This is a genomic window from Bacterioplanes sanyensis, from assembly GCF_014652515.1.
In the GTDB taxonomy this organism is placed as follows: Bacteria; Pseudomonadota; Gammaproteobacteria; order Pseudomonadales; family Oceanobacteraceae; genus Bacterioplanes; species Bacterioplanes sanyensis.
The window spans coordinates 478,346-498,814 of sequence record NZ_BMYY01000002.1 but is presented as its reverse complement, the minus strand read 5'-3'; the positions used below and the strand labels follow the sequence as shown (position 1 = coordinate 498,814).

Here is a 20,469-nt window from a genome sequence, read left to right as displayed (position 1 = left end):
CCTCAGAATGGCCACCAGGGCGACATAAACAAGCGATCTCCCCACCCCATTTCAGTGGAGTTGTTCAGATTACCACGACCACCAAAGGAAATACGGGCATCGGCCACTTTCGACGATGCTACGGTGTTGTCAGGTGTAATATCCGCCGGCCGCACTAGGCCGCGAATGCGAATGTACTCATCGCCATCGCTCAGCGTCAGCCACTTTTCACCGCGAATGCGCAAAATACCGTTGGGTAATATTTCTGACACAGACACACTGATACGTCCCGTTAAGCTGTTAGAGCGGTCCGCCTCACCTTTGCCAGAAAACTGGCGGTCAGTTTCCGTATCTGTGTTCAAGCCTATATTTTTCCACCCTGGTACCATGCCAGCGACGGAGTTGGCAGCAATGTTGTTGCTAGATGACTTATCCGCAACGGTTTCTGCAGATTTTTGTGAGCGGTAACTCTCATCAAAAATCACCGTGATAATATCGCCTACTTTACGTGCTTGCTGGTCCGTATACAGCCCAAAATTGTAGCGCTCCTGATACAAAGACCCCGTCGATACTGGCGGTGCTTGCAAGCTCTGTGCAGATACCGGCGCATAATCCGGGTCATTGGGAAATACGTCTTTTTGCATGGGCACACTGGTGCAACCAGCCTGTACCAGTGCAATAGCAACGATAGATAATTTCCAGCTACTCATGGCCAACCTCCTACACGTTTTGTGTCAGGAACTGCATCATTTTATCGGCGGCTGACACCACCTTGGAGTTCATTTCATAGGAGCGCTGTACAGTAATCATTTTCACCAACTCCTCCACCACTTCAACGTTGGAGTTTTCCAGCGCCCCTTGCTCTACGGTGCCAAAGCCGTCTTCATTAGGCACACCCACCTGCGGTGCGCCGCTGGCTGCGGTTTCTAGGAAGATATTGCCGCCACGTGCCTGCAAACCGGCCGGATTAATAAAATCCACCACTTCAATTTGCCCCAGCTGTTGCGGGTTTGGGTCACCAAACAACGTGGCTTGGACAATACCGTCTTTGCTGATGGTGAGCTGATTGGTTTGATCGGGAATCGCAATCTGCGGTTCTAACGGGTAGCCGTTAACATTGACGACGATGCCTTCATTATTGATATGAAATGTCCCGTCACGCGTGTAACCAATGGTGCCGTCTGGATTCTGAATTTGAAAAAAACCACGACCATTAATGGCCAAATCCAAAGGCTGATCCGTTAGCTCCAAAGAGCCTGTGGTGAACACCTTTTGTGTTCCGGCAGTACGTACCCCGGTGCCCAGCTGTAAACCCGAGGGTAAGCGTGAATCGGCGGAGGTATTGGCGCCGGGCTGGCGCTGAATTTGATACAACAAGTCTTCAAATACAGGGCGATCTTTTTTAAAGCCGGTGGTAGATACGTTGGCCAGGTTATTCGACACCGTAGTTAACGCTAAATCCTGCGCTTCCAGACCGGTTTTACTGACCCAAAGTGCTGGCATCATAAGTCATTACTCCTGCTGGTGGACCCAGGGCTTGGCCTACTGGTTACCCAGAATTTGTGTGGTTGCTGCGGAGTTTTCATCCGCTTTCTTCATCAGTTTTACTTGCATTTCATACTGGCGATTCAGTTGAATCAGGCTGGTCAGTTCAGTAACGGCATTGACATTACTGCCCTCCACAAAACCATTCACCAAAGTGATATTTAAATCCGGTGGTGGCTCAGGTGCTTGTGGATCACGAAAACGAAACAACCCGTCTTCACCTTTTTCCAGCGCCTGCACATTGGGCCTTACCAAACGCAGCTGCACCGGCTCAGCCACACCGGCAGGTACATCGCCTGTCGGCTGAATAGAAACAATGCCGGCACGGCTGACTTCGATTTGTTCGAACTCGGGCAACACTACCGGCCCACCGTCGCCGATCAGCTGCAACCCCTGACCATTAATTAAGCGACCAGCTGGGTCGACACTGAGGTCTCCGGCGCGGGTATAGGCTTCTTCGCCGTCCGGCCCCACCACGGCAAACCAGCCATCGCCTTCAATGGCAACGTCCATGCGGCGACCGGTTTCCTGCAATGGCCCTTGGCGAAAATCACTGGCGGGGCGTTCGGTCATGGCATAAGCGCGACTAGGGAAATGCTCACCAAATACCCCCATGGCGCGGCTTTGGGTGTAGTCCGAGCGAAACCCAGTAGTGCTGGCATTGGCCAAATTATTGGCATGTGCCGCCTGCCCTAAGGTGTTTTGTTTGGCGCCGGACATGGCGATGTAAAGTGCTTTATCCATCTTATCCTCATGACCTTTTCAGGTCGTTCGGTTGGCATTTACCCTATGTGAATGCACGGCTCGTGCCAGAACTAAAAACACTTTATTTTCAATAAGTTAGGGAGAAATAACGGTGGGATTTTGACGTTTTAGAGAGTAGAACGGCAGCGCTCAACCTATGCCTAGGTGGAGCGTTGCCGCCCCAATAACAAGCCAGGCAAACATAGAGGTTTGCCTGGCTCTGTCACGATTATATATTGAGGATGGTTTGGGTCACCTGGTCCGTGGTTTCGATGGTTTTAGCACTGGCCTGGAAGTTTCGTTGCGCAATGATCAGCCCCACCAACTCCTCGGACAAATCGACATTAGAATCCTCCAGTGCTGAAGAGCGTACCTGACCAAAAGCACCGGTACGCGGCTGACCAATGGTCGGGTTGCCCGACTCAAACGACTCCCCCCAACCGGTATCACCGAGTGGCGTGAGCCCTTCTGGATTGCGGAAGCTGGCCAAGGCCACCTGCCCCAATGTTTGCGCCTGACCATTGGTAAAGCGGGCGAAGATAATGCCATCTTGGTCAATTTCCAAACCGGTCAAACGACCCGTGCCGTAACCGTTTTGATTGATATCGTTGGTGGCAAAGGCGCCGCCATGCTGAGTGGTACCTTCCAAATCAATCTGGAAGTTAGACGTTGTTGGGGGGTCTGTTAAAGGTAAGCCGCCCTCCAACACATTACGCGACGCCAGCGCGCCCGTTGGGTTGCCGTCTTCGTCAACTGGATCCCAATTGGTCACAAATAAATCACCGGTGGCATTAGTATCCAAGGTGCCATCCTGGTTAAAAAACAACTCGAAGCGTGCTCGCGTTGGCTCGAGGTTTTGCGGAAATGGCAGTGTCGGGTCAGGATCGCCGACATCTTGATCATCAATTTGCACGTACATGGCCCAAATATTTTGCTCATTGGGCCGGGTCGGGTCGAGGGGCTCACGTACAAAATATTTGCTCATGATATGCGGCACACCCAAGCTATCGTAAATGGTAGTCGAGGTCGCAAAGTTATAGGTGTCTTGGTCCGTTGGGTCAAAAGAGTTCAGTACATAGGGGGTAAACTCATCTTCATTCAGCGCACCAAAAATACCCGACACAGCCGGCTCTGGACGGCTCAGGGTGTAATCTTCATTGAGAATAAAACTCACCTGCCCACCCACAGCAGCGGCGCGATCAGCTGTGGCTGTGCCCCCTAGCACCACGGGGCCAGTGTCCGGTGCGCCTCTGACCACCAGAGAGTCGGTATCGACTGGGCTGCTCATCTCAATTTTAATATCACGACCAATCTGGTTGTCGATAATTAAATCGCCCAACTCATTCACGCTGGCGCTAAAGCCTGGCAACGTAGTACTGCGAAACGAGTTGATTTCTTCGGCCATATCTTCCAGCGATGCCGACGTTAATTGCTGACCGTTAACGCTGAGGCGAATTTGCCCAGTCGGGCTATTAAAACTATTGCGCGGAATCGTCATTTGCGTTTCGGCCGATGCCGTTACGCCTGGCTGCTGATTAAACAGCGACGCAATTTCATTGGCTTCACTGCGCGCAGGGATCACCACTTCGGTTTCATTTCCGTCTGGGTCGGTCAATGTTACGCTCTGCTCTGGGTATTCATTGGTCACCCCTTCAATGCCGGTGGTGAGCAACGATTCGTCATCTTCATCCACTTGCAGCACACCATAGAGCTGATCAATGCTGATATCTTCGCCGTTAGCGACAAAGTCCGACAAGGTAATCACCGATGCCTCACCTGCCTCCGTGGCCACAAATTGCAGTTTAAACTCTGGCGGTACGACCCTTGGCTCCACTTCAACGGCTTGGGCTTGCACACCAATATAAGCTTCAGAATCGACGCTGTTTAATTGACGGTTAATGCTCGCCGCTAACTGTTGAACCGAACGATATTCCTCGTCCAAAGAAATCACTGTGGTACCACTACGCCCCTCTTCGTCAGGCGCCGGCACCGTTAGAGATATACGGAAGGAGTTGGAGCGATCTATTTCATCGGTACCCAGAAATACGGCAGGGTTATCCAACTGCAATGCTTCTAACGAATCCTGCCCTTGTGTACCTGGCAAGGTTGGATTGGCACTTAATGAAATACTGTATTCCGAGCCCACATCGGTATTGGTAAATACCAACTGGCCACCGACGGCCTGCACACTGACTCGTCCTGCAATGCCGTTGGCCCCAGTATTGACATCAATTTGCGCTTGAATGGCCGCCGCTAAATCATTCAGCGAGGCATAATTACCAGGTGCAATGGTAATGTTGTAGGCATTGGAATTATCGGGTGGTGTGGTGGCGCCCAAGACCTGAATACGAAACGTGTTATTGGGCAACACATCGGCATCACCAGTATCGCTGCGATTGGCTGGCGCAAAGCCGATGGTGGATAAATCAAAGTTAGTACTTGGCCCCGGTACCAGCACCAAGCTATCGCCATTATCCGCAGTACTGGCAGTAAAGGTCATTGGGTGGCCTGCACTGACAGACACCAAACCATTTAACGCACCAGCGCCAATTTGGGTGTTTATCTGCGCCCGAATTTCTTCCATCGTGACATTGTTAATGTCAGCGGCACCGGCCAGCGTTGTGTCGTCTAAGGTAATGGTCTGGCTGGTCGTAGTGCCGGCCAAGTCCGTGACTTCCATATCAAAGACAATGGTATTGCCGCCACCGGCGGAAAAGTCGCCAATGACCGTGGTACCAGCAGTCACTGTCGATGCAACCTGAGCATGGTCACCCGCTTCAAAATCGGTAATGGTGAGTGGCGGTGTGGCCGTGGTGCGCGTTGTCGTCGAGGTGCCGGGTATGCTGCGAAAATCTGCCGTTAAGGGGCTGGAACCTGTAAATAGTTTTTGCCCAGCGGTACCCGCCACCAGAGCGGCGGCCGTTGGATCACCAAACAAAGTATTCCAGCTACCGGTCGGCGTGGTGACCGACATACCCAAGCCTGTGGTGGCATCATAGCCGGTCCGCTCAATGATCAGATTGGTCGGACTCACCAACGGGTTAGCCAAAGGCGACTGATTGGTGGTGACATTAAATTCATTGTTACCAAAGACGGCATCTATTTCCGCTTGCAAAGCATTTAAAATATTTTGCAAATGCTCCGTTGGGTTGGCCCCTACTGTTACCGTACCACCAGGGATATTAATCACTTGCGGACCAGAGCCATCCAGCGGATCGATAGTTACACCAAAAGCGCCAGGGTCGGCCGGTGTGGTTACGTCCGCCACTGTGGTTAAGTCGACTGTATGCGTTAACGTAGTGCGAGTGCCTGCCGTTACCGGCTGACCGGAGGTATCCAAAACTGTGCGCGTATCTTCAATAATACCGGCATCGGGTGCTCCGATAGCCAAGCCGTTAGTGGTCAGTTGCGAGCCTTGCTCCTGTAAAATAGGTGAAGAAGCATTGAGGTTAAACACCGCCGACACTAACGATGTTAATCGCGGTGCTTGGTTAGCAACACGAATACGTATATCGTCCAAAACGCCATTCACCACACCATTTTCATTGGCAGCATAACCTTGCAGGCGTGAGCCATTGTTGGCTGTTACCCAACCGTCTTTATCCAATGAAAAAATACCAGAGCGGGTGTAAGAGACCGAGCCTTTGTCATCCAGTACAAAAAAACCATTGCCATCAATGGCCATATCTAAGGCATTTTCAGTGCCGCTGATATTACCTTGACTAAATTCCTGGCGCACATTATCAACCAGCACACCGCTGCCTACCGGCTTTGAACCCGTGCCCAGCAAAGTGGTGGTATAAACATCTGCAAATTCGGCGCGCGATTCCTTGAAGCCGACCGTGCTGGCATTAGCCACGTTATTACCTGTTACCTCAAGGTCCGTTGAGGCAGCCCGAATTCCACTTAAACCAATATTAAATGCCATAGTGATCTCTCCGCTGCCGCTTATGCGTCAAGAATTTGTTTAACTTCGTCCATGGTGGCGCGCTGGCCACCGGTCAGATTGAGCGTTACCTGGCCACTTGGCGACATGGTGACGCTATCAACCCGAGAGCTCATCTGCATATTGACTTGCTCTGTTTTACCGCCAATCGATGCGGTAATTTCAAACTTATATTCACCCGGTGGGTAAGCGACTGGAATTGGATTGCCGTTATCATCCAGCACCAACTCGCCGTCTTCGTCTTTCTGGAATACCTGACGATTCAACTGACTGTGATCGATATCTTGCACTTCGCCGTCCATCATCAGGTTGTAGCCATCCCAGCGAATCGACATTGGCCCAGCGCCATGGTTGCCCAGCGGAATCTGCTCCAGCAGCTCTCCCGATTTACTCTTAATTTGTAAACGCATATTGGCGGCTGAGGCTGATAATTCACTGTAACCACTGACAATGCCACCATTCATCAGTAAACCGGTTTCGTTACCATCCACAATGACCGCCTGCCCAACCAAGCTGGATGCCTGCAGTGCCGAAGTAGAATTGAGCTGGCTCATCATGCTTTCGGCAGTGCTGTTTAGGTTATCAATGCCCTCAACACTGGAAAACTGCGCGAGCTGTGCCACAAATGCCTGGTTATCTGTCGGCTCCAGTGGGTTCTGGTTGTTGAGCTGAGCCACCATCAGCTCAAGAAAAGCATTTTTACCCAGCTCATTTTTTTTCGGCTCGTCTTTATTCTTACTATCAGTGCGATACTGATCCAATACTTGGTTGACACTGCCAACATCATTAATGGACATGACGACCTCCCTACTGGCCCAGTGTTAAGGTACGCTGCAGCATTTGTTTGGCCGTTTTCATCATTTCGACATTCATTTGATAGCTGCGTGAGGACGACATCATATCGGTCATTTCTTCCACCACGTTGACGTTGGGGTAATAAACGTAACCGTCTTCATTCGCCATTGGGTGATCGGGTTGAAACTTAGGCTTCAGCGGTGAGTCTTTTTCGACGATGCCTAACACATCTACGCCCAAACCGGTTTGCCCCTGAATCTTTTGAAACTGACCGCGTTCATTGACCGAGGTAAACTCCCGTTGCATCACGGCAAACCAAGGTTTGCGAGCGCGGTAGGTTTCTTCTACTGAGCTGGAGGCGCTCTCTGCATTGGCAATGTTACTGGCGGTGGTATTCAAGCGAATCGACTGGGCATTCATACCAGAGCCAGCGATATCGAAAACATTACTTAACGACATGATTATTCTCCTCGCCAGGCATTGCGCATGCCTTTGAACTTACTGTTTAAAAACTCAAAACTGGCCTCATAACTCATGGCATTACGGGAATAAATGGCCTGCTCGATTTGAGTTTCTACCGTGTTGCCATCAACGGCTGGCTGGTTTGGGATGCGATAGAGCAAATCGTCATGCTGGCGACGTGAGCCTTCCAAGTGACCCTCGCGGGTTTGCTGTATCGACAATGTCGACTGCTGTTGCTGCTCCTCAGCCAAAATGGCGCGAAAGTTGATATCACGCGCTTTAAATCCCGGTGTATCTGCATTCGCTAGGTTATTGGCCAACACCTCTGCGCGTGCCGCCCGCAACTGCAATGCCTTGGCATGAATACCTAAACCGTTAGAGAAGTTAATCGCGCCCATACTCTGGCCCCCGTTCAATCTGCTCTGCGACCTAAACTTATCAGCCGCGTTTGACAACACATCTGCAAGGGCCATACCAGTCGCTAAAAACAACTCAAAAAAACAGGCAACCGCGCAACCATGCGCCTCGCAGCCCAGAAAAAGAGGCCAACATCTGCCACCAAGCGGCAAACGGGGCGGCAATAGCGCTTGAGCGGCAAAGCTTTTCCTAGCAGCCGGTTGAAAAAGTCTTTGCACGCTCAACGAGATCTGAAATGTGCAGCTGGTGTGTTTTCTCTCGACGGACAAGGTGGCTCCCTTTCCTAGAGCAGATGTGCGTTTAAGGCCTCGCCCGACGGGGCATTCGGGCTGGCCTGGACTCTGTATTCCCATTTCTCGATGGGTGGGCCGGCATTCGCACATTGGCAAGCGTCAGAGCAAAGCGAGGGCTACTCTAAGGCCGACGGCACTCACGCTGAGCTGTACCAAAGCTGCTTAAATTAGTGTTCCTTAGGGAGATACGGTTTGATCATGGCAGTGGCGTAGCCATATCACCGAGGCGAGATTAAGGGGAATAAAGGCCGCCAGCCACTGACGACCACAATGGGCAACTTACTTGGCGCGGTAAACAATGCCAGGATGACACTGAACCATCTCGTAGCAATCGCTGAGGTTATTCATTGCCTCGGATGCACCCAGCATCAAATAGCCTCCCGGATTTAGGCAGCCACGCATACGACGTAAGATGTCGGTTTTTAAGTCGGGCGAGAAATAGATCAACACATTGCGACAGTAGATAATGTCGAACTTGCCCAGCAACGCAAAGCTTTGCTGCAGGTTTTGCAATCTGAACTCGACTCGGCTTTTTACTTGCTCATTAATCTGCCAGCTATCGTTTTCCGCTGGTTTAAAATAGGTCTTCAGATACTGCTCACTCATACCCCGGCGAATGGCCAACTGCTGATACTGGCCACGACGGGCATCGGCTAAGGCCGACGGTGAAATGTCCGTTGCCAAGATGCGCTCACCCGACATAAGCTTGCCAGGGTTACGCTTTTTGTACTCTTCAATTTCGATACTGAGCGAATAAGGCTCTTGGCCGGTCGAGCAAGCCGACGACCAAATTTTGATGGGCCGACGACTCTGCGACAGCTCAGGGAGCAGCTTTTCGCGAAAAATGCGGTAAGGATGATCATCGCGGAACCACAGCGTTTCGTTGGTGGTCATGGCATCGATGACCGACTCCTGCAATGCGCGTTTACGAGCACAAGCATCCAGCAACTCAGAAATACTCTTTAGCGATTCTCGCTCCACTAAGCGACGCAGACGACTGGTCACCAAGTATTCCTTGCCATCGCCTAGCATAATCCCGCTGCTGCTCTCCAGCATTTGCCGGAAGCGCTTATACTCATCCGGCGTAATCGTTAAAGTCATTCGCTGTCAGTACCTATCAGCTCTCTAGTTGTTTGACGACCCGCTCGGCCAAGATATCTGGGTCGAACTTGGCAATAAAATCGTCGGCTCCGACTTTTTCTACCATAGCCTTGTTAAAGACACCGCTCAGCGATGAGTGCAACACGACAAAAAAGTCGGTCATGCGTGAGTCCGAGCGCACTCGCGTGGTCAGTGTGTAGCCGTCCATCTCTGGCATCTCGATGTCAGAAATCAACATCAGATAATGATCTTGCAGACGCTCGTCATTATCGACAATGCTCAACATATGCTCCCAACACTGCTTACCATCATTGAGCGCCACCACCTCAACACCGATGTGCTCCAGACAGCGAGTAATCTGTTTACGCGCGATCTTGGAATCATCGACGATCAAGACTTTTTTCTGCCGCGCAGCCGCTTGCATGTCTTCGCTGACCACACCCTCACTGATTTCTTCGTTGATCGGAGAAACTTCGGCCAGAATTTTCTCCACATCAATGATTTCAACCAGATGGTTGTCAACCTCCGTCACGGCAGTGAGGTAATGGTCTCGCCCCGTGCCCTCTGGCGGTGGATGAATATTTTCCCAGTTCATATTAATGATGCGATCAACACCCGCCACCAAAAAACCTTGGGTTTGGCCATTGTACTCAGTAATGATAGTGAACGCACTTTCAAGGTTCTGCAGGGGAGCATTGCCCGTGGCCATGCTCATATCCATGATGGTGGTCGTTCCTGAACGCAGGTGCGCCACACCACGAATCACCGGATGACTACCAGGCAACATGGTCAGTTTGGGGCACTGCAGCACTTCGCGTACCTTAAACACATTAATGCCATATACCTGAGGGCCATTCACCCTGAACAGTAATAGCTCCAGTCGGTTTTCACCGACCAACTGAGTTCGCTGGTTAACGGTGTCCAGTACACCAGCCATAACTTGCTCCTGTGGTAAACCGGCATGACCTTTGCTGCTTTCTATGCCGGGCACATTCAAGTGACAAAAAACCGCCGAATACATGAGATTCTTGCGTTTGTACTACCAGAGCATAGCCGAAGCCACCGCAAAGGTGACAACAATTGCATTTATTTCGTTGGTCGCCTGTTCACCAGCTGCCATCAGTTCTGCGCCCACCGAACCGGTTTGGCGCCAGCAGCTAGAGCAGCGCCTGATCCAACAGTGGCGCCGGCAAACTGGCATCCAAGAGCAGGCCAGCATTACCTTTATTGGTATGAGTACAGGCTACCAACCGCCTCGCTGCCGGTTGCCACTAGAAATCGACACGGGACGCCCATTGCAAGCAGGACGCAATGGTATTGCACTGCGCTGTGACTCTCCCTACTGGTCACAAAATCTGGCCATTCAACTGCACCACATGGCCGACTTGGTGGTATTGGCGCGTCCAGTCGCCAGTGACCAGATTCTGACATCCGATGACGTTAGGCTGGCTCGATTGGACACAGGCGAACAGACCAAAGGCTACTATCGCAACCTAGATAAGGTGATAGGTAAGCAGGTAAAACGCAGCTTGCGCCCCGGCACCGTACTCTCTGCAGACATGCTCGAACAACCGAACTTGGTTGAACGTCGCCAACGCGTGCGAATTCAGGTCATTCGCCCTGGTATTCAAGTTGAAATGCCTGGCGAGGCGATGGCCAGCGGCCATTTAGGTGAGCGCATCCGGGTACGCAACTTGCAGTCACAACGCATTATCCAAGCCACGGTGACAGCAGCCGGGGTAGTACAGGTGCAGTAAGTCAGCAAAAAAAATTTTAAAGTTCCAAAACACAAAGCCGATAACTACCATGCAGGAGTGTAAGATGGGCAATTGGTTCGGAGACTTAAGCATGAACATCAACAAATTCACCGGAGGGCTGGACGGTCAAACCCGCACCCGCTCTGAGCCGGTCAAAGAGCAGCCACCCGCCAATCCAGGTGGTAACAAAACCGAGCAAGCAGCGGCCAGTTATGCCGATCAGGTAAAACTGAGCGCCAGCAGCAAAAGCATTCAGCAAATAGAAGCGGAAATTCGCGACATGCCGGAGGTGGACGACGCCACGGTAGAACGAATCCGCAATGCCATCAGTAACGGCGAATACAAAATCGACTATGAGAAGCTGGCAGGAAAAATGCTTGATTTCGAGGAGCGTTTAAACTGATCAGGACTTACTCATGTCTCTGAACCCCGAACCTCTTGCCCGTTACCTGCATGATGAATTGGCGCTGAATCAGCGCCTGCAGCAGCTGTTGCACCAAGAAGTTGACGTGCTTCGCCAACTTCAACCCGAACAGCTGCAGCCTCTCCAAGCCCCCAAGCAAACCTTACTGGCACAAATACAGCAAACAGCAAATGAGCGACTCGAGTGGATGACCTCGCAACAACTTCCCCACTCGCCCGCTTGCCTAGAACATCCCGACATCGCCAACCAAGACCAAATACTCAAGCTGTGGCAACAACTTGCCAGCGCTTACGACGACAACCGGCAATTATCCGCCCAACTGACCGAACTGGTGCTTGTCGCCCGCCACCGCACCCAACAGCGCCTGCAGATTTTGCGTGGCAGTAATAATGATCCACACTTGTATAATGAACAGGGACAAGCCAAAGGGGTAAACAAGGGCCAGGGGTATGTACAAGCCTGACCCAGGTTCAGCATCATGACTGACGATCATCAGGAATACACACTGACAGAAGCGGAAGATGTCTATGGCGCGCTACGCAAAATCGTACTGATGGAAACGCCCGTTACAGTGCGCATTGATGGCGATAGCACTGACTACCACTCCGCCATCACTGAAACAGACTTCAAAAGCCGCTCTTTTTTTCTTGACCAAGTGGTGCCACGTGACGGTAATGACGCCATCCGCAGCGGCAAGCGCTTTAGTGTTGAGTGTGACGCCCGTGGCATTCGTATCGAATTTCGCATCACCGGCCGCTTAAAATATCAGCCCACGAAAGAGCGCTACCGCGTCGAACTGCCCGAGCAAGTACTTTACCTGCAGCGCCGCACTGCCTATCGCGTGCAAGTTCCACCGGCCCACGAAATTCTGGTCAAAGTGCGCATGAATGACGAAGAAGGCGACTTGCTAGGCCGCATGGTTGACCTATCGTCCAGTGGTTTTAAGGCTCACTTTCGGGGCAATGTTAAAAAACGCCTCGACGACCAACGCGACTTCCCCATTGTACGCGTCCGCTTTAATCGCGAGCACACCATGGACTGCAGCCTAGAAGCACGCCATATCGTCGTTAACGACCAAGGCGATACCCACTGCGGCTTTGCCTTTACCATGCTGTCTGCCACCGCGCAGCGCTACATCGACCGCCTGATCACCGAACTGCAATGGGAAGAGCGGCGCATGATCGAGATGGAAAAAGAGTCGCTGGAGGACTGATGACAGCCCCACTAACACTCGTTACAATTCCCCGCCAAGCCTCCCTATAGCTCAACCGGATAGAGCCACCGCCTCCTAAGCGGTAGATCGGGGTTCGAGTCCCTGTGGGGAGGCCAATTATTCATTCCCCAAGTTCAGCACTCTCTTCAAAACGCTCTACAGGCCTCATAAAACCTAGCTTTACGTTTCAGCAAGTTCAAAGATGTCCGTGGACAGCAACACCTCCTTGGGGGTACATTCTGGGGTACCTGAGTTCGACCATGAATAGGTACCCCCAAAGCTATGCCTCTTACCCACGCAGCCGCCAAGAATGCTGCCGCCAAAGCCAAGGACTACAAGCTGTTCGATGAGAAAGGCTTGTTCCTGCTGGTTAAGAAAAGCGGAGCCAAGTACTGGCGCCTTAAATACCGTATCAATGGCAAAGAAAAGCTACTCGCCATCGGCGTGTACCCCGAGGTCACACTGAAGCAGGCGAGAGAAAAAGCATTTGCGGCCCGCCAGCTGATCCAGCAAGGCGATGACCCAGTTGCCGAGAAACAGGCCCAGCGCCAAGCAGCAGCCACCGCTGCACTCCACACCTTCGAACCACTGGCGCGGCGCTGGCACGAGCTAAATACCCCCAGGTGGACACCACGCTATGCATTGAAGGTCATGCAAATGTTGGAGCGACGCATCTTCCCATTCCTGGGCCAGCAAGACGTCAGCTCTATTTCAGGCGCAGACGTTCTGGCAGTGCTCAGGCGCATGGAAGACGACGGCGTGCGTGAAACCACGCGCAAGGTCAAAACCTACCTAGAGCACATTTTCACCTACGCGCTGGCGGAAGGCATCGTAAAAGACAACCCGGTGCCCGGCATTACCCATGCCCTCAAGGCCTTGCCACCCGCTCAACACCAGCGCAGCCTGCCTTTTGAAGATATGCCAGCTTTCTTGGCCGCCATCGAAGCTGACAGCGCCCACCCGATCGTCAAGCTCGGGCTCAAACTCGTCATTCTCACCATGACACGTACCGGCGAAGTGAGATTTGGACGCTGGGATGAAATTGACTGGGATAAGCGCCTGTGGTGCATCCCAGCGGCACGCATGAAGATGCGCAGCGATCACATTATTCCCTTAAGCGATGCGGCCATCCAAGTGTTAAGAGAGCTACAAAAACATACCGGCAAATCCCACTATCTGGTTCGCAGCCCCAACAACGTCACTAAGCCGCTGTCTGAAAATGCCTTTCTGTTGCTGATCAAACGCATTGGCTATCAGTCGAAAACCACCACTCATGGCTTACGCGCAACGGCATCGACAGTGCTGAATGAAGCAGGGTTTCGGCCCGACGTTATTGAAAAACAATTGGCCCACGAAGAAAGAAACCAGGTACGCAAAGCCTATAACCGTGCTCTCTACCTAGAAGAACGCCGACAAATGCTGCAATGGTGGGCCGATCAATTATTCCAAGGAGAATGCAATCTTGAAACACTTCGTTGACCTACAAGCCATCGCCACAGGCAAAGCAGGAACCGATTTAAGCCTGCCGCGAGTTTGTCAGGGCCTCAGAGATGGGCACTTGCAGCTGTATATTCATTATCAGTTCCTGCCTGGCGAAGCACATATCGCAACAAAAGCCGCTGTGGAGCTGCCGCATACCTACAACACCGAGCAAAGCCCTCGCCAAATACTGGACATGGTGGAGTCACGACTCACCCGAGGTGCTGTCGAGCTGTCCGGGACTTATCAAGTCAAGGATGATCACTATCGCAATCAAATTGCAGCCGCCATTACCGACCAGTCAGCGACACAAAGTCTTAACCTCAACAAAGCACATCAGGCGATACCGACAACACTCATCGACATTGACACCAACGAGCAGCTCCACATGCTGATTTACCCAGAAGCAGAGTATGCCTCTTACCAACTCAACCTAAAGCAACGCCATTTGCTTGATTGCGAAGAGCTAATGCAGTTCGAACGTTCGATCAGAGCCTACGAGGATGATAGCTATCGCCAACTACTCAATGAACACAGCAGCCTAAAGCTCCAGTACCAGAAACTTGAATCTAAACTAGATCAACTCAAAACCGAACCCCAAGCTCACTCAAAGATGGTCTATAACCGGGCACTTGGGCTCATGGCCAGCGCCATGACAGAACGTGACAGCACGACCAAGTTTCAGCCCTATGCCATCGCCGACAGTGTGCTGGAAGCTTTATCAGAACTGCAATCTGACATCCCCCTGCCCAGCCAAGATTTTCTGCGCGATCGCCTGCGCGAATACGCCCAAACAGAGCTGACACAAGCCAGCCCAAACCGCTACCAAGACAGGCGCTTCTACAACGAGAATGGCTGATTGTTTTTTTGTAACAAAACAGGCTGGCCCTATTTTGGCGCCAGCCACATCCACACAATGTACCTATGTTCCAACAACACATAGGTGTATCCATGAATCAAAAGCACGCCATTGATAACCAAGAACGCTTCCTGCGCTGGAAAGAAGTCAAAGAGCTGGTAGGCATCAGCCGCTCTCACGCTCATGCACTGATCGCTGAAGGCCGCTTCCCCGCCCCCATCAAACTGGCTGAGCGCGCCTCCGCTTGGCTTGAATCCGAGGTTCAGCAATGGATCGAAGAACGCATTGCACAGCGCAATAGCCAGTTAAAAAAGTGAACGGCTAATAGCAAACATCCAAGCTCAAACCCAACTGCATGTCGACCATCTTGGCCCTTGCATGTTGAGCCTAGAAACAAAGTAACGCCAGAGTTCATAGTCGAATACAGCCTTCATTAAAGGCTGGGGCTGCACTCGTTCTGAGCTCTGGTATTGCTTCAAACCAGATATTGATCCTTTAGGAGTCTCAATGGCAAAACACACCGAAATCTCACGATTTGCGCTAATACCACGGATGGTATTGCACGCAGCTGCGTTCGCATATTTGAACGGATCAGCGATTAAACTGCTGATCGTGTTAGCCTCACAATACAACGGCCACAACAATGGCGACCTCTGCGCATCAGCTAAGATACTTCGCGAGTTTGGTTTCACCTCACACGACACCATTAATCGTGCATTGAAGCAGTTACTAAAATATGGATTTATCGTCAAAACACGCGAGAGTCAGTTTCGAAACGGGGCAGGCCGCTGCTGCCTATATGCACTGGCTTGGCAGAATATCGATGAATGCAAAGGGAAACTAGACGTAGGCCCAACCTCCAAGCCGCCCGGCAACTTCAAATTAAAAGTCGGAAAGAGTGGCAAAATGAGTGGCGCCTTTGCCCAAATACCGCTTTACATTATTAAAGCCGACGCCTTCATCCAGTTAAAAGGCCGTCAAGCTCAAGTTTTGCTGATTATTGCCAGCGCATATCGGCCACAAAATAATAACCGAATCATGCTTGGAAGAGCGGATTTTAAAAAGTGCGGCATGCGCTGTCATGCCACCATTGATAATTCCATCAAACGATTAGAGCAGCTTGAGCTAATAGCAATAGAGCACCGGGGTATGTTCGATCCTCAGGAACGTTCCAAAACATGCTTTTCACTGTGCTGGCGGTAATATCCGCCAGCATTGACGCCCCCATCTCCGAACTGACCACACCTCTGCCAACATGCGCTGTCACTGCCCGCAGTGCATGACTTTCCCCGAATGGCCAAAACGCTGCTGACGACCTCTAGCCCAGCAGCACTGATCTGCTGCTCCAAGACCCAACTCCTTTTCAAGCTGACACCATAACTTTTGTTGAATCTATAGGCAGCAGCGTGCCTATTGATCGTCGCTGGCACCTACAGGCCAGTAATAAACCTAACGTAAAATCGATTCCGATTTTTTCTGCCCTCGGCCTAAAAACAGGACTGGCCAGTGCACATTCAAACGACTAAACCTGTGAGCTGGCACCGACTATTAGGCGCAAAGATTGATTCTTTCACAAAAAAATCGGTCGCCTCTTATATATACCATACCAGGGTTATCCAATAGCCTAGGTTCGATGCTTAGCATAATGTCTATTCTCCTCAATGAGCGCTGGCATTTGATGGTTCTGCATTCACTGCCTCAGCACCACATTGTTCAGCACTTCAGCCCCATATCTAGTCACAGCGTTAGCGCATCATGTTTTAACTTCGTTATTCACAGCTCCATCGTCAGACCATGGTTCTGACTTTCAGTATTGCTAGCGTAAGCAACGGAAGTTACATAGATCGAATAAGGGGCAAGCATACATGAGCATCATTGAACACGTGATTCAGCTGACCACAACAAAGCATTTGCTAGAAACCCAATACAACGTCAGTGGTAGAGGCTTGCACGAAAAACTTTCTCCATAGAACAGCAGAGCCCACACAATTACTCAAGAAGCTGCGCTACGTTGGCAACACACGCAATAAGTGAATGCACGAGTACGATTTTGAGTGAAGCGAGCCCACCACCCGAGCAGCAAAGCACTGATGACAACACATCGATTATTTAAGAAAGGTGAGGCGGTGAATACTGCAAGGGTGATGACAAACAGTACCTACGCATCCTGGGACTACACTAGCCCGGCCCAGAGTGGGAGCGCCTCGACACACAATATTAATCGATCCATACAACCACAGCCATATTGATTCGCCGCCAGCCAATCCACATAATGCAACTGCACATTCGATCAGCAAGGACGAGATGACAGCTCAAGTGCACGAAACCCTAGACTTTCAGGGTCGATGTTATTCCATGGTATCTACTCCACTGTCAGAGTATTTGACGGTTGCAGAAGATGCGCCGCGCTTTTGCTTTAGCGGTTTTCACCTGGCTCGCGGCTACCTAGGCCACTGGCAAATTCTGGATCAACACCTGTATTTAACCGATTTAAGCCACACCAGCATCATGGGCGAGCATTGCGAGATGAGCTTGGGCGATGTATTCCCTGGCTACGACGAGCGCGTTTTTGCCCATTGGTATTCTGGTACTCTGACCTTAGTTGACGGCGAACTCACCCAGTACCGCCATCAAGGCTTTGCCAGCGACTACCAGCAGTATCTATTACTGCAAATCTACCAAGGCAAACTGGTTGGGCAGCGTCACAGCAACGACAAAGGGCCAACATGAGCGCATTCACTGCCATCGCGTTCATCTATCTGGCCATCGGCGTGATTGTTAGCCAATGCATCTCACACCGCCAGCCACGGCCCTATACCGGACTAAGAGGTGCTGCTTTTTACATCTTCGGTTTACTCTTCTTTAGCCTTGCATGGCCGCTTCGGCTCATCAACCGACTGGCTGTTCGCCGTCAGTCACCCCAGCAACTGCCACCAACACCCGAGCCCTTTATGATGCAGCGGCAATTTCTACAGCAAGCGTTGACCTTAGCCGACATAGAACAACGCGAAACTCCAAACGACCCTTACCAAGCCGCCCCTGCTAAAGCTTTTGGCTTTTTAAACCCACAATGGCAAGCCTTTGTTGCCCGCCAGCCTGAGTCATGCCAATGGTGGTCGTTCACTGCAGAGCATCATTGCCTGCCCGGTGAACTTGAACACATAGAGGGTTATGCCACCGCCGTAGCTGGTGAGCCCGTGGATTATTTTATTGCCGCAAGGTGGCGATCAGCCAAGGCTATGCAACCCAGTCATAATGGTCGGTAGCGCTGAGTGTTTAAGTTCTATCCATCATAATTTTCAAATTTTAGGAGAGTTTAATGAGCCAAGTTTCTCTAGCCACGCTGATGCAAAACCTGCACAAAGATATCGAGCACAAACTAAATTCTGCTCGAACATCATTCCATCACCCCGGCACTAAAGGTGATGCCACTGAAAAGGTATGGATTGAGTTATTAAGCGACTATCTACCCAAACGCTATGTTGTTAGCGGTGGCCACGTAGTAGACAGTAAAGGGGAATACAGCGACCAAATCGACATTATCATTTACGATCGCCAATACTCCCCTTTAGTCTTTGAACAAAATGGAGAAAAGATCATACCCGTCGAAAGTGTATATGCGGCCTTTGAAGTCAAACAAACACTCAGTAAAGAGCATGTAGAGTATGCGCAGGATAAAATCGCATCCGTCAGGCGGCTCACATGGACTAGCTTGCCTGTTCCGACCATCAGCGGATTAAAAAATCCTAAGCCCTATCACCTGATACTGGGTGGAATATTGTCTCTGGATAATGGCTGGGCATCTATTGAATCCTCAGCATTAATCGAGAGCTTGACCAACAGTGACCTTGCAAACGACAGCCTGCTTGATATCGGCTGCTGCGCCTCTCATGGTTATTTTCATCGCGAATCATGGAAGCAGCACACTAAGACACTAGAGCCCCTCCACAGCCGAGATTATTACACGGAGCCACACGACAAAGCCGTCACCGCATTCTTATTCAAGTTAATCAACATGCTACAACAACTCGGCACCGTCCCCATGATTGACGTCATGGCGTACGCCCAGCACCTAAGCACCTCAACGCCGCAACAAGATTAACCACGCCCCTCCCAAGGAATCAGCCAGTCGTCATCGGATGCGTTATTGGCCTTATCGGAGCCCGCCGCCAGCCATTGGCGGCGCAACAGCGCGGCTGTTTCCTGATGGCTGGCCAGCTCTGACCAGTCTCGATACCAATGTATCGGGTAGCCCTCAAATAAAACACCGCTCATAAATGGCGTTTGCCCCAGCAAGCATAATGGCCGCTGAGGCAACAAACGGTAACCACGCACATCATCGTAACGCTCATCGATCAGTTGCCGCAGCTGCTTTTGCAGATCATTTAACTGACGGCCATCGCCATACCAAGCAAACACGGACTCCTGAACAGCAATGCCCTCAGCACGTAAAAAACGATGTACACGCCGCAAACGCTTTACGTCGCGAATATCGTAGGCAATTAAATACCAATCCGCATGATGCGACATTTACGCCATCCGTCGACACAGCCACCGTGTCGTAGCCTGCAACTGCCGCCACCAGCTCGGCTGTACCTTAGCCAGCGCCTGATAAAAGATCACCCGTGCCTCTTTACCCAACAAACATGCTTGGCCAGCCTTGGGGCGCGTAAATTGCCGTTTAGTAACAATACCTTGAAGAAACAACTGCACCACCCAGCTCTCTATATCGGGACGCAGCGGCTCCATCACATCACACGCCAATGATTCGCGCCCAGCCAGTAGCCGATGATAGCACCCCAACTGACCGTCCAACCCCGCCATCAAACAAGCACGCACCGCCTCCTGATACACCAGAGAATACGTCAGCGACAACAAACCATTTACCGGATCTGGCGGTGGCTGACGCTGGCGCCGTACAAAGCCTAAACCCGAAGGCAGCAACTGGCGCCAAGCATCAAATACTTGCGCCTGGGCTTGCCCTTCTAGCCCTCGCAACTGCTCCAATGTGGTCGCCTCCAGCATCGCCGCGCGCGCCAATGGCAACGAGCGGGCACAATCCAAAGCCGTCGGGTGCTCATACGGCAACAAACAGCGAATGGCCCGTTGCAAACGGTGCCGACATAAGGATACCGCCAGTGGTAGCGCACTCTCAGGGTCACACTGCCATTGGTATTGCACCAAGCGGCGTTGCTGCTGCCGTGCGCCATCGCCATACAAAGCCACACTGTGATCAGCATGACGCAAATTCAACACCACAAAATCAATTTGGCGATGACGAAACTGCCCCAACACATGGCTACTCAACTGCACACCATGCATACAGATAACTTGGCGAATACGCTCGATCGGCAGCGTACGTGGGCTGTCATCTGGGTGACGAATAATCAAACAACCCGCCTCATAGTTCAACGTGAGCTGGCGCCTATCCAGAATCAAACGCTGTCGTTGCATG

The 20,469-nt window shown here is 51.5% G+C and carries 22 protein-coding genes and 1 tRNA gene; 12 read left to right on the top strand and 11 right to left on the bottom strand.

Translation table 11 applies throughout. The features are described from left to right. Positions 1-2: 2 nt before the first annotated feature. From flgH to IE090_RS05325, 9 genes are all read right to left on the bottom strand, one after another. Complete coding sequence (gene flgH, locus IE090_RS05365; protein WP_189387317.1) at positions 3-689, bottom strand: flagellar basal body L-ring protein FlgH; 687 nt, start codon at positions 687-689, stop codon at positions 3-5. A gap of 10 nt (positions 690-699) precedes the next feature. Continuing rightward, positions 700-1,485, bottom strand: coding sequence for a flagellar basal-body rod protein FlgG (gene flgG / locus IE090_RS05360; protein ID WP_189387316.1), 786 nt, complete (start codon positions 1,483-1,485; stop codon positions 700-702). Between the two features lie 36 nt (positions 1,486-1,521). Continuing rightward, positions 1,522-2,268: a flagellar basal body rod protein FlgF gene (locus tag IE090_RS05355; protein ID WP_189387315.1), complete on the bottom strand. Its 747-nt coding sequence runs from the start codon at positions 2,266-2,268 to the stop codon at positions 1,522-1,524. Positions 2,269-2,497: 229 nt separating this feature from the next. Beyond that, the gene (locus tag IE090_RS05350; RefSeq protein ID WP_189387314.1) at positions 2,498-6,196 is read right to left on the bottom strand and encodes a flagellar hook-basal body complex protein; all 3,699 of its coding nucleotides are present in this window, start codon (positions 6,194-6,196) and stop codon (positions 2,498-2,500) included. A 20-nt stretch (positions 6,197-6,216) separates the two neighbouring features. Next, the gene (locus IE090_RS05345) at positions 6,217-7,011 is read right to left on the bottom strand and encodes a flagellar hook assembly protein FlgD (RefSeq protein ID WP_189387313.1); all 795 of its coding nucleotides are present in this window, start codon (positions 7,009-7,011) and stop codon (positions 6,217-6,219) included. 10 nt (positions 7,012-7,021) lie between these two features. Next, complete coding sequence (gene flgC / locus IE090_RS05340) at positions 7,022-7,468, bottom strand: flagellar basal body rod protein FlgC (RefSeq protein WP_189387312.1); 447 nt, start codon at positions 7,466-7,468, stop codon at positions 7,022-7,024. A gap of 2 nt (positions 7,469-7,470) precedes the next feature. Beyond that, on the bottom strand, positions 7,471-7,869 hold the full coding sequence (gene flgB, locus IE090_RS05335; protein ID WP_189387311.1) for a flagellar basal body rod protein FlgB: 399 nt from the start codon (positions 7,867-7,869) through the stop codon (positions 7,471-7,473). A 591-nt stretch (positions 7,870-8,460) separates the two neighbouring features. Beyond that, positions 8,461-9,282 carry a CheR family methyltransferase gene (locus IE090_RS05330; RefSeq protein ID WP_189387310.1) on the bottom strand — a complete coding sequence of 274 codons (822 nt, stop codon included), beginning with the start codon at positions 9,280-9,282 and terminating at the stop codon, positions 8,461-8,463. Between the two features lie 16 nt (positions 9,283-9,298). After that, positions 9,299-10,219: a chemotaxis protein CheV gene (locus tag IE090_RS05325; protein ID WP_189387309.1), complete on the bottom strand. Its 921-nt coding sequence runs from the start codon at positions 10,217-10,219 to the stop codon at positions 9,299-9,301. 133 nt (positions 10,220-10,352) lie between these two features. Between IE090_RS05325 and flgA the strand changes: the two genes are divergently transcribed. The 12 genes from flgA to IE090_RS05265 all read left to right on the top strand — a co-directional run bounded on the left by flgA (position 10,353) and on the right by IE090_RS05265 (position 19,116). After that, a complete protein-coding gene (gene flgA / locus IE090_RS05320) occupies positions 10,353-11,039 on the top strand; it encodes a flagellar basal body P-ring formation chaperone FlgA (protein WP_189387308.1) in 687 nt (228 codons plus the stop codon). A 64-nt stretch (positions 11,040-11,103) separates the two neighbouring features. Then, positions 11,104-11,442: a flagellar biosynthesis anti-sigma factor FlgM gene (gene flgM / locus IE090_RS05315; protein WP_229815482.1), complete on the top strand. Its 339-nt coding sequence runs from the start codon at positions 11,104-11,106 to the stop codon at positions 11,440-11,442. Positions 11,443-11,455: 13 nt separating this feature from the next. Then, positions 11,456-11,926: a flagella synthesis protein FlgN gene (locus tag IE090_RS05310; RefSeq protein WP_189387306.1), complete on the top strand. Its 471-nt coding sequence runs from the start codon at positions 11,456-11,458 to the stop codon at positions 11,924-11,926. A 15-nt stretch (positions 11,927-11,941) separates the two neighbouring features. After that, a complete protein-coding gene (locus IE090_RS05305) occupies positions 11,942-12,676 on the top strand; it encodes a flagellar brake protein (RefSeq protein WP_189387305.1) in 735 nt (244 codons plus the stop codon). 40 nt (positions 12,677-12,716) lie between these two features. Next, positions 12,717-12,792: transfer RNA gene (locus tag IE090_RS05300), tRNA-Arg, on the top strand. Between the two features lie 166 nt (positions 12,793-12,958). Further along, positions 12,959-14,155: a tyrosine-type recombinase/integrase gene (locus IE090_RS05295; RefSeq protein WP_189387304.1), complete on the top strand. Its 1,197-nt coding sequence runs from the start codon at positions 12,959-12,961 to the stop codon at positions 14,153-14,155. Beyond that, complete coding sequence (locus IE090_RS05290; RefSeq protein ID WP_189387303.1) at positions 14,139-15,014, top strand: hypothetical protein; 876 nt, start codon at positions 14,139-14,141, stop codon at positions 15,012-15,014. Before IE090_RS05295 ends, IE090_RS05290 begins: the two co-directional genes overlap by 17 nt. Positions 15,015-15,106: 92 nt before the next feature. Beyond that, on the top strand, positions 15,107-15,331 hold the full coding sequence (locus IE090_RS05285; protein WP_189387302.1) for a helix-turn-helix transcriptional regulator: 225 nt from the start codon (positions 15,107-15,109) through the stop codon (positions 15,329-15,331). A 190-nt stretch (positions 15,332-15,521) separates the two neighbouring features. Continuing rightward, positions 15,522-16,217, top strand: coding sequence for a helix-turn-helix domain-containing protein (locus IE090_RS05280; RefSeq protein ID WP_189387301.1), 696 nt, complete (start codon positions 15,522-15,524; stop codon positions 16,215-16,217). Positions 16,218-17,318: 1,101 nt separating this feature from the next. After that, entirely contained in the window at positions 17,319-17,744 is a 426-nt protein-coding gene (locus tag IE090_RS05275) for a hypothetical protein (protein ID WP_229815479.1), read from the top strand. 221 nt (positions 17,745-17,965) lie between these two features. Continuing rightward, complete coding sequence (locus IE090_RS05270; RefSeq protein WP_189387299.1) at positions 17,966-18,280, top strand: hypothetical protein; 315 nt, start codon at positions 17,966-17,968, stop codon at positions 18,278-18,280. A gap of 53 nt (positions 18,281-18,333) precedes the next feature. Continuing rightward, on the top strand, positions 18,334-19,116 hold the full coding sequence (locus IE090_RS05265) for a DUF6602 domain-containing protein (protein WP_189387298.1): 783 nt from the start codon (positions 18,334-18,336) through the stop codon (positions 19,114-19,116). Here the strand turns inward: IE090_RS05265 and cas2 are convergent. Together cas2 and cas1 are read right to left on the bottom strand one after the other, a co-directional pair. Further along, positions 19,113-19,544 (bottom strand): CRISPR-associated endonuclease Cas2, encoded by a 432-nt coding sequence (gene cas2 / locus IE090_RS05260; RefSeq protein WP_189387297.1) that lies wholly within the window; start codon positions 19,542-19,544, stop codon positions 19,113-19,115. The two genes, IE090_RS05265 and cas2, sit on opposite strands and share 4 nt — an antisense overlap. Then, positions 19,545-20,468, bottom strand: coding sequence for a CRISPR-associated endonuclease Cas1 (cas1, locus tag IE090_RS05255; RefSeq protein WP_189387296.1), 924 nt, complete (start codon positions 20,466-20,468; stop codon positions 19,545-19,547). Position 20,469 lies beyond the last annotated feature (1 nt).

Bases quoted from the DNA above. Each gene is read 5' to 3' on its own strand.
- flgH (WP_189387317.1), bottom strand. From the start codon at position 689: ATGAGTAGCTGGAAATTATCTATCGTTGCTATTGCACTGGTACAGGCT.
- flgG (WP_189387316.1), bottom strand. From the start codon at position 1,485: ATGATGCCAGCACTTTGGGTCAGTAAAACCGGTCTGGAAGCGCAGGAT.
- IE090_RS05355 (WP_189387315.1), bottom strand. From the start codon at position 2,268: ATGGATAAAGCACTTTACATCGCCATGTCCGGCGCCAAACAAAACACC.
- IE090_RS05350 (WP_189387314.1), bottom strand. From the start codon at position 6,196: ATGGCATTTAATATTGGTTTAAGTGGAATTCGGGCTGCCTCAACGGAC.
- IE090_RS05345 (WP_189387313.1), bottom strand. From the start codon at position 7,011: ATGTCCATTAATGATGTTGGCAGTGTCAACCAAGTATTGGATCAGTAT.
- flgC (WP_189387312.1), bottom strand. From the start codon at position 7,468: ATGTCGTTAAGTAATGTTTTCGATATCGCTGGCTCTGGTATGAATGCC.
- flgB (WP_189387311.1), bottom strand. From the start codon at position 7,869: ATGGGCGCGATTAACTTCTCTAACGGTTTAGGTATTCATGCCAAGGCA.
- IE090_RS05330 (WP_189387310.1), bottom strand. From the start codon at position 9,282: ATGACTTTAACGATTACGCCGGATGAGTATAAGCGCTTCCGGCAAATG.
- IE090_RS05325 (WP_189387309.1), bottom strand. From the start codon at position 10,219: ATGGCTGGTGTACTGGACACCGTTAACCAGCGAACTCAGTTGGTCGGT.
- flgM (WP_229815482.1), top strand. From the start codon at position 11,104: ATGGGCAATTGGTTCGGAGACTTAAGCATGAACATCAACAAATTCACC.
- IE090_RS05310 (WP_189387306.1), top strand. From the start codon at position 11,456: ATGTCTCTGAACCCCGAACCTCTTGCCCGTTACCTGCATGATGAATTG.
- IE090_RS05305 (WP_189387305.1), top strand. From the start codon at position 11,942: ATGACTGACGATCATCAGGAATACACACTGACAGAAGCGGAAGATGTC.
- IE090_RS05295 (WP_189387304.1), top strand. From the start codon at position 12,959: ATGCCTCTTACCCACGCAGCCGCCAAGAATGCTGCCGCCAAAGCCAAG.
- IE090_RS05285 (WP_189387302.1), top strand. From the start codon at position 15,107: ATGAATCAAAAGCACGCCATTGATAACCAAGAACGCTTCCTGCGCTGG.
- IE090_RS05280 (WP_189387301.1), top strand. From the start codon at position 15,522: ATGGCAAAACACACCGAAATCTCACGATTTGCGCTAATACCACGGATG.
- IE090_RS05275 (WP_229815479.1), top strand. From the start codon at position 17,319: ATGACAGCTCAAGTGCACGAAACCCTAGACTTTCAGGGTCGATGTTAT.
- IE090_RS05270 (WP_189387299.1), top strand. From the start codon at position 17,966: ATGATGCAGCGGCAATTTCTACAGCAAGCGTTGACCTTAGCCGACATA.
- IE090_RS05265 (WP_189387298.1), top strand. From the start codon at position 18,334: ATGAGCCAAGTTTCTCTAGCCACGCTGATGCAAAACCTGCACAAAGAT.
- cas2 (WP_189387297.1), bottom strand. From the start codon at position 19,544: ATGTCGCATCATGCGGATTGGTATTTAATTGCCTACGATATTCGCGAC.
- cas1 (WP_189387296.1), bottom strand. From the start codon at position 20,468: ATGCAACGACAGCGTTTGATTCTGGATAGGCGCCAGCTCACGTTGAAC.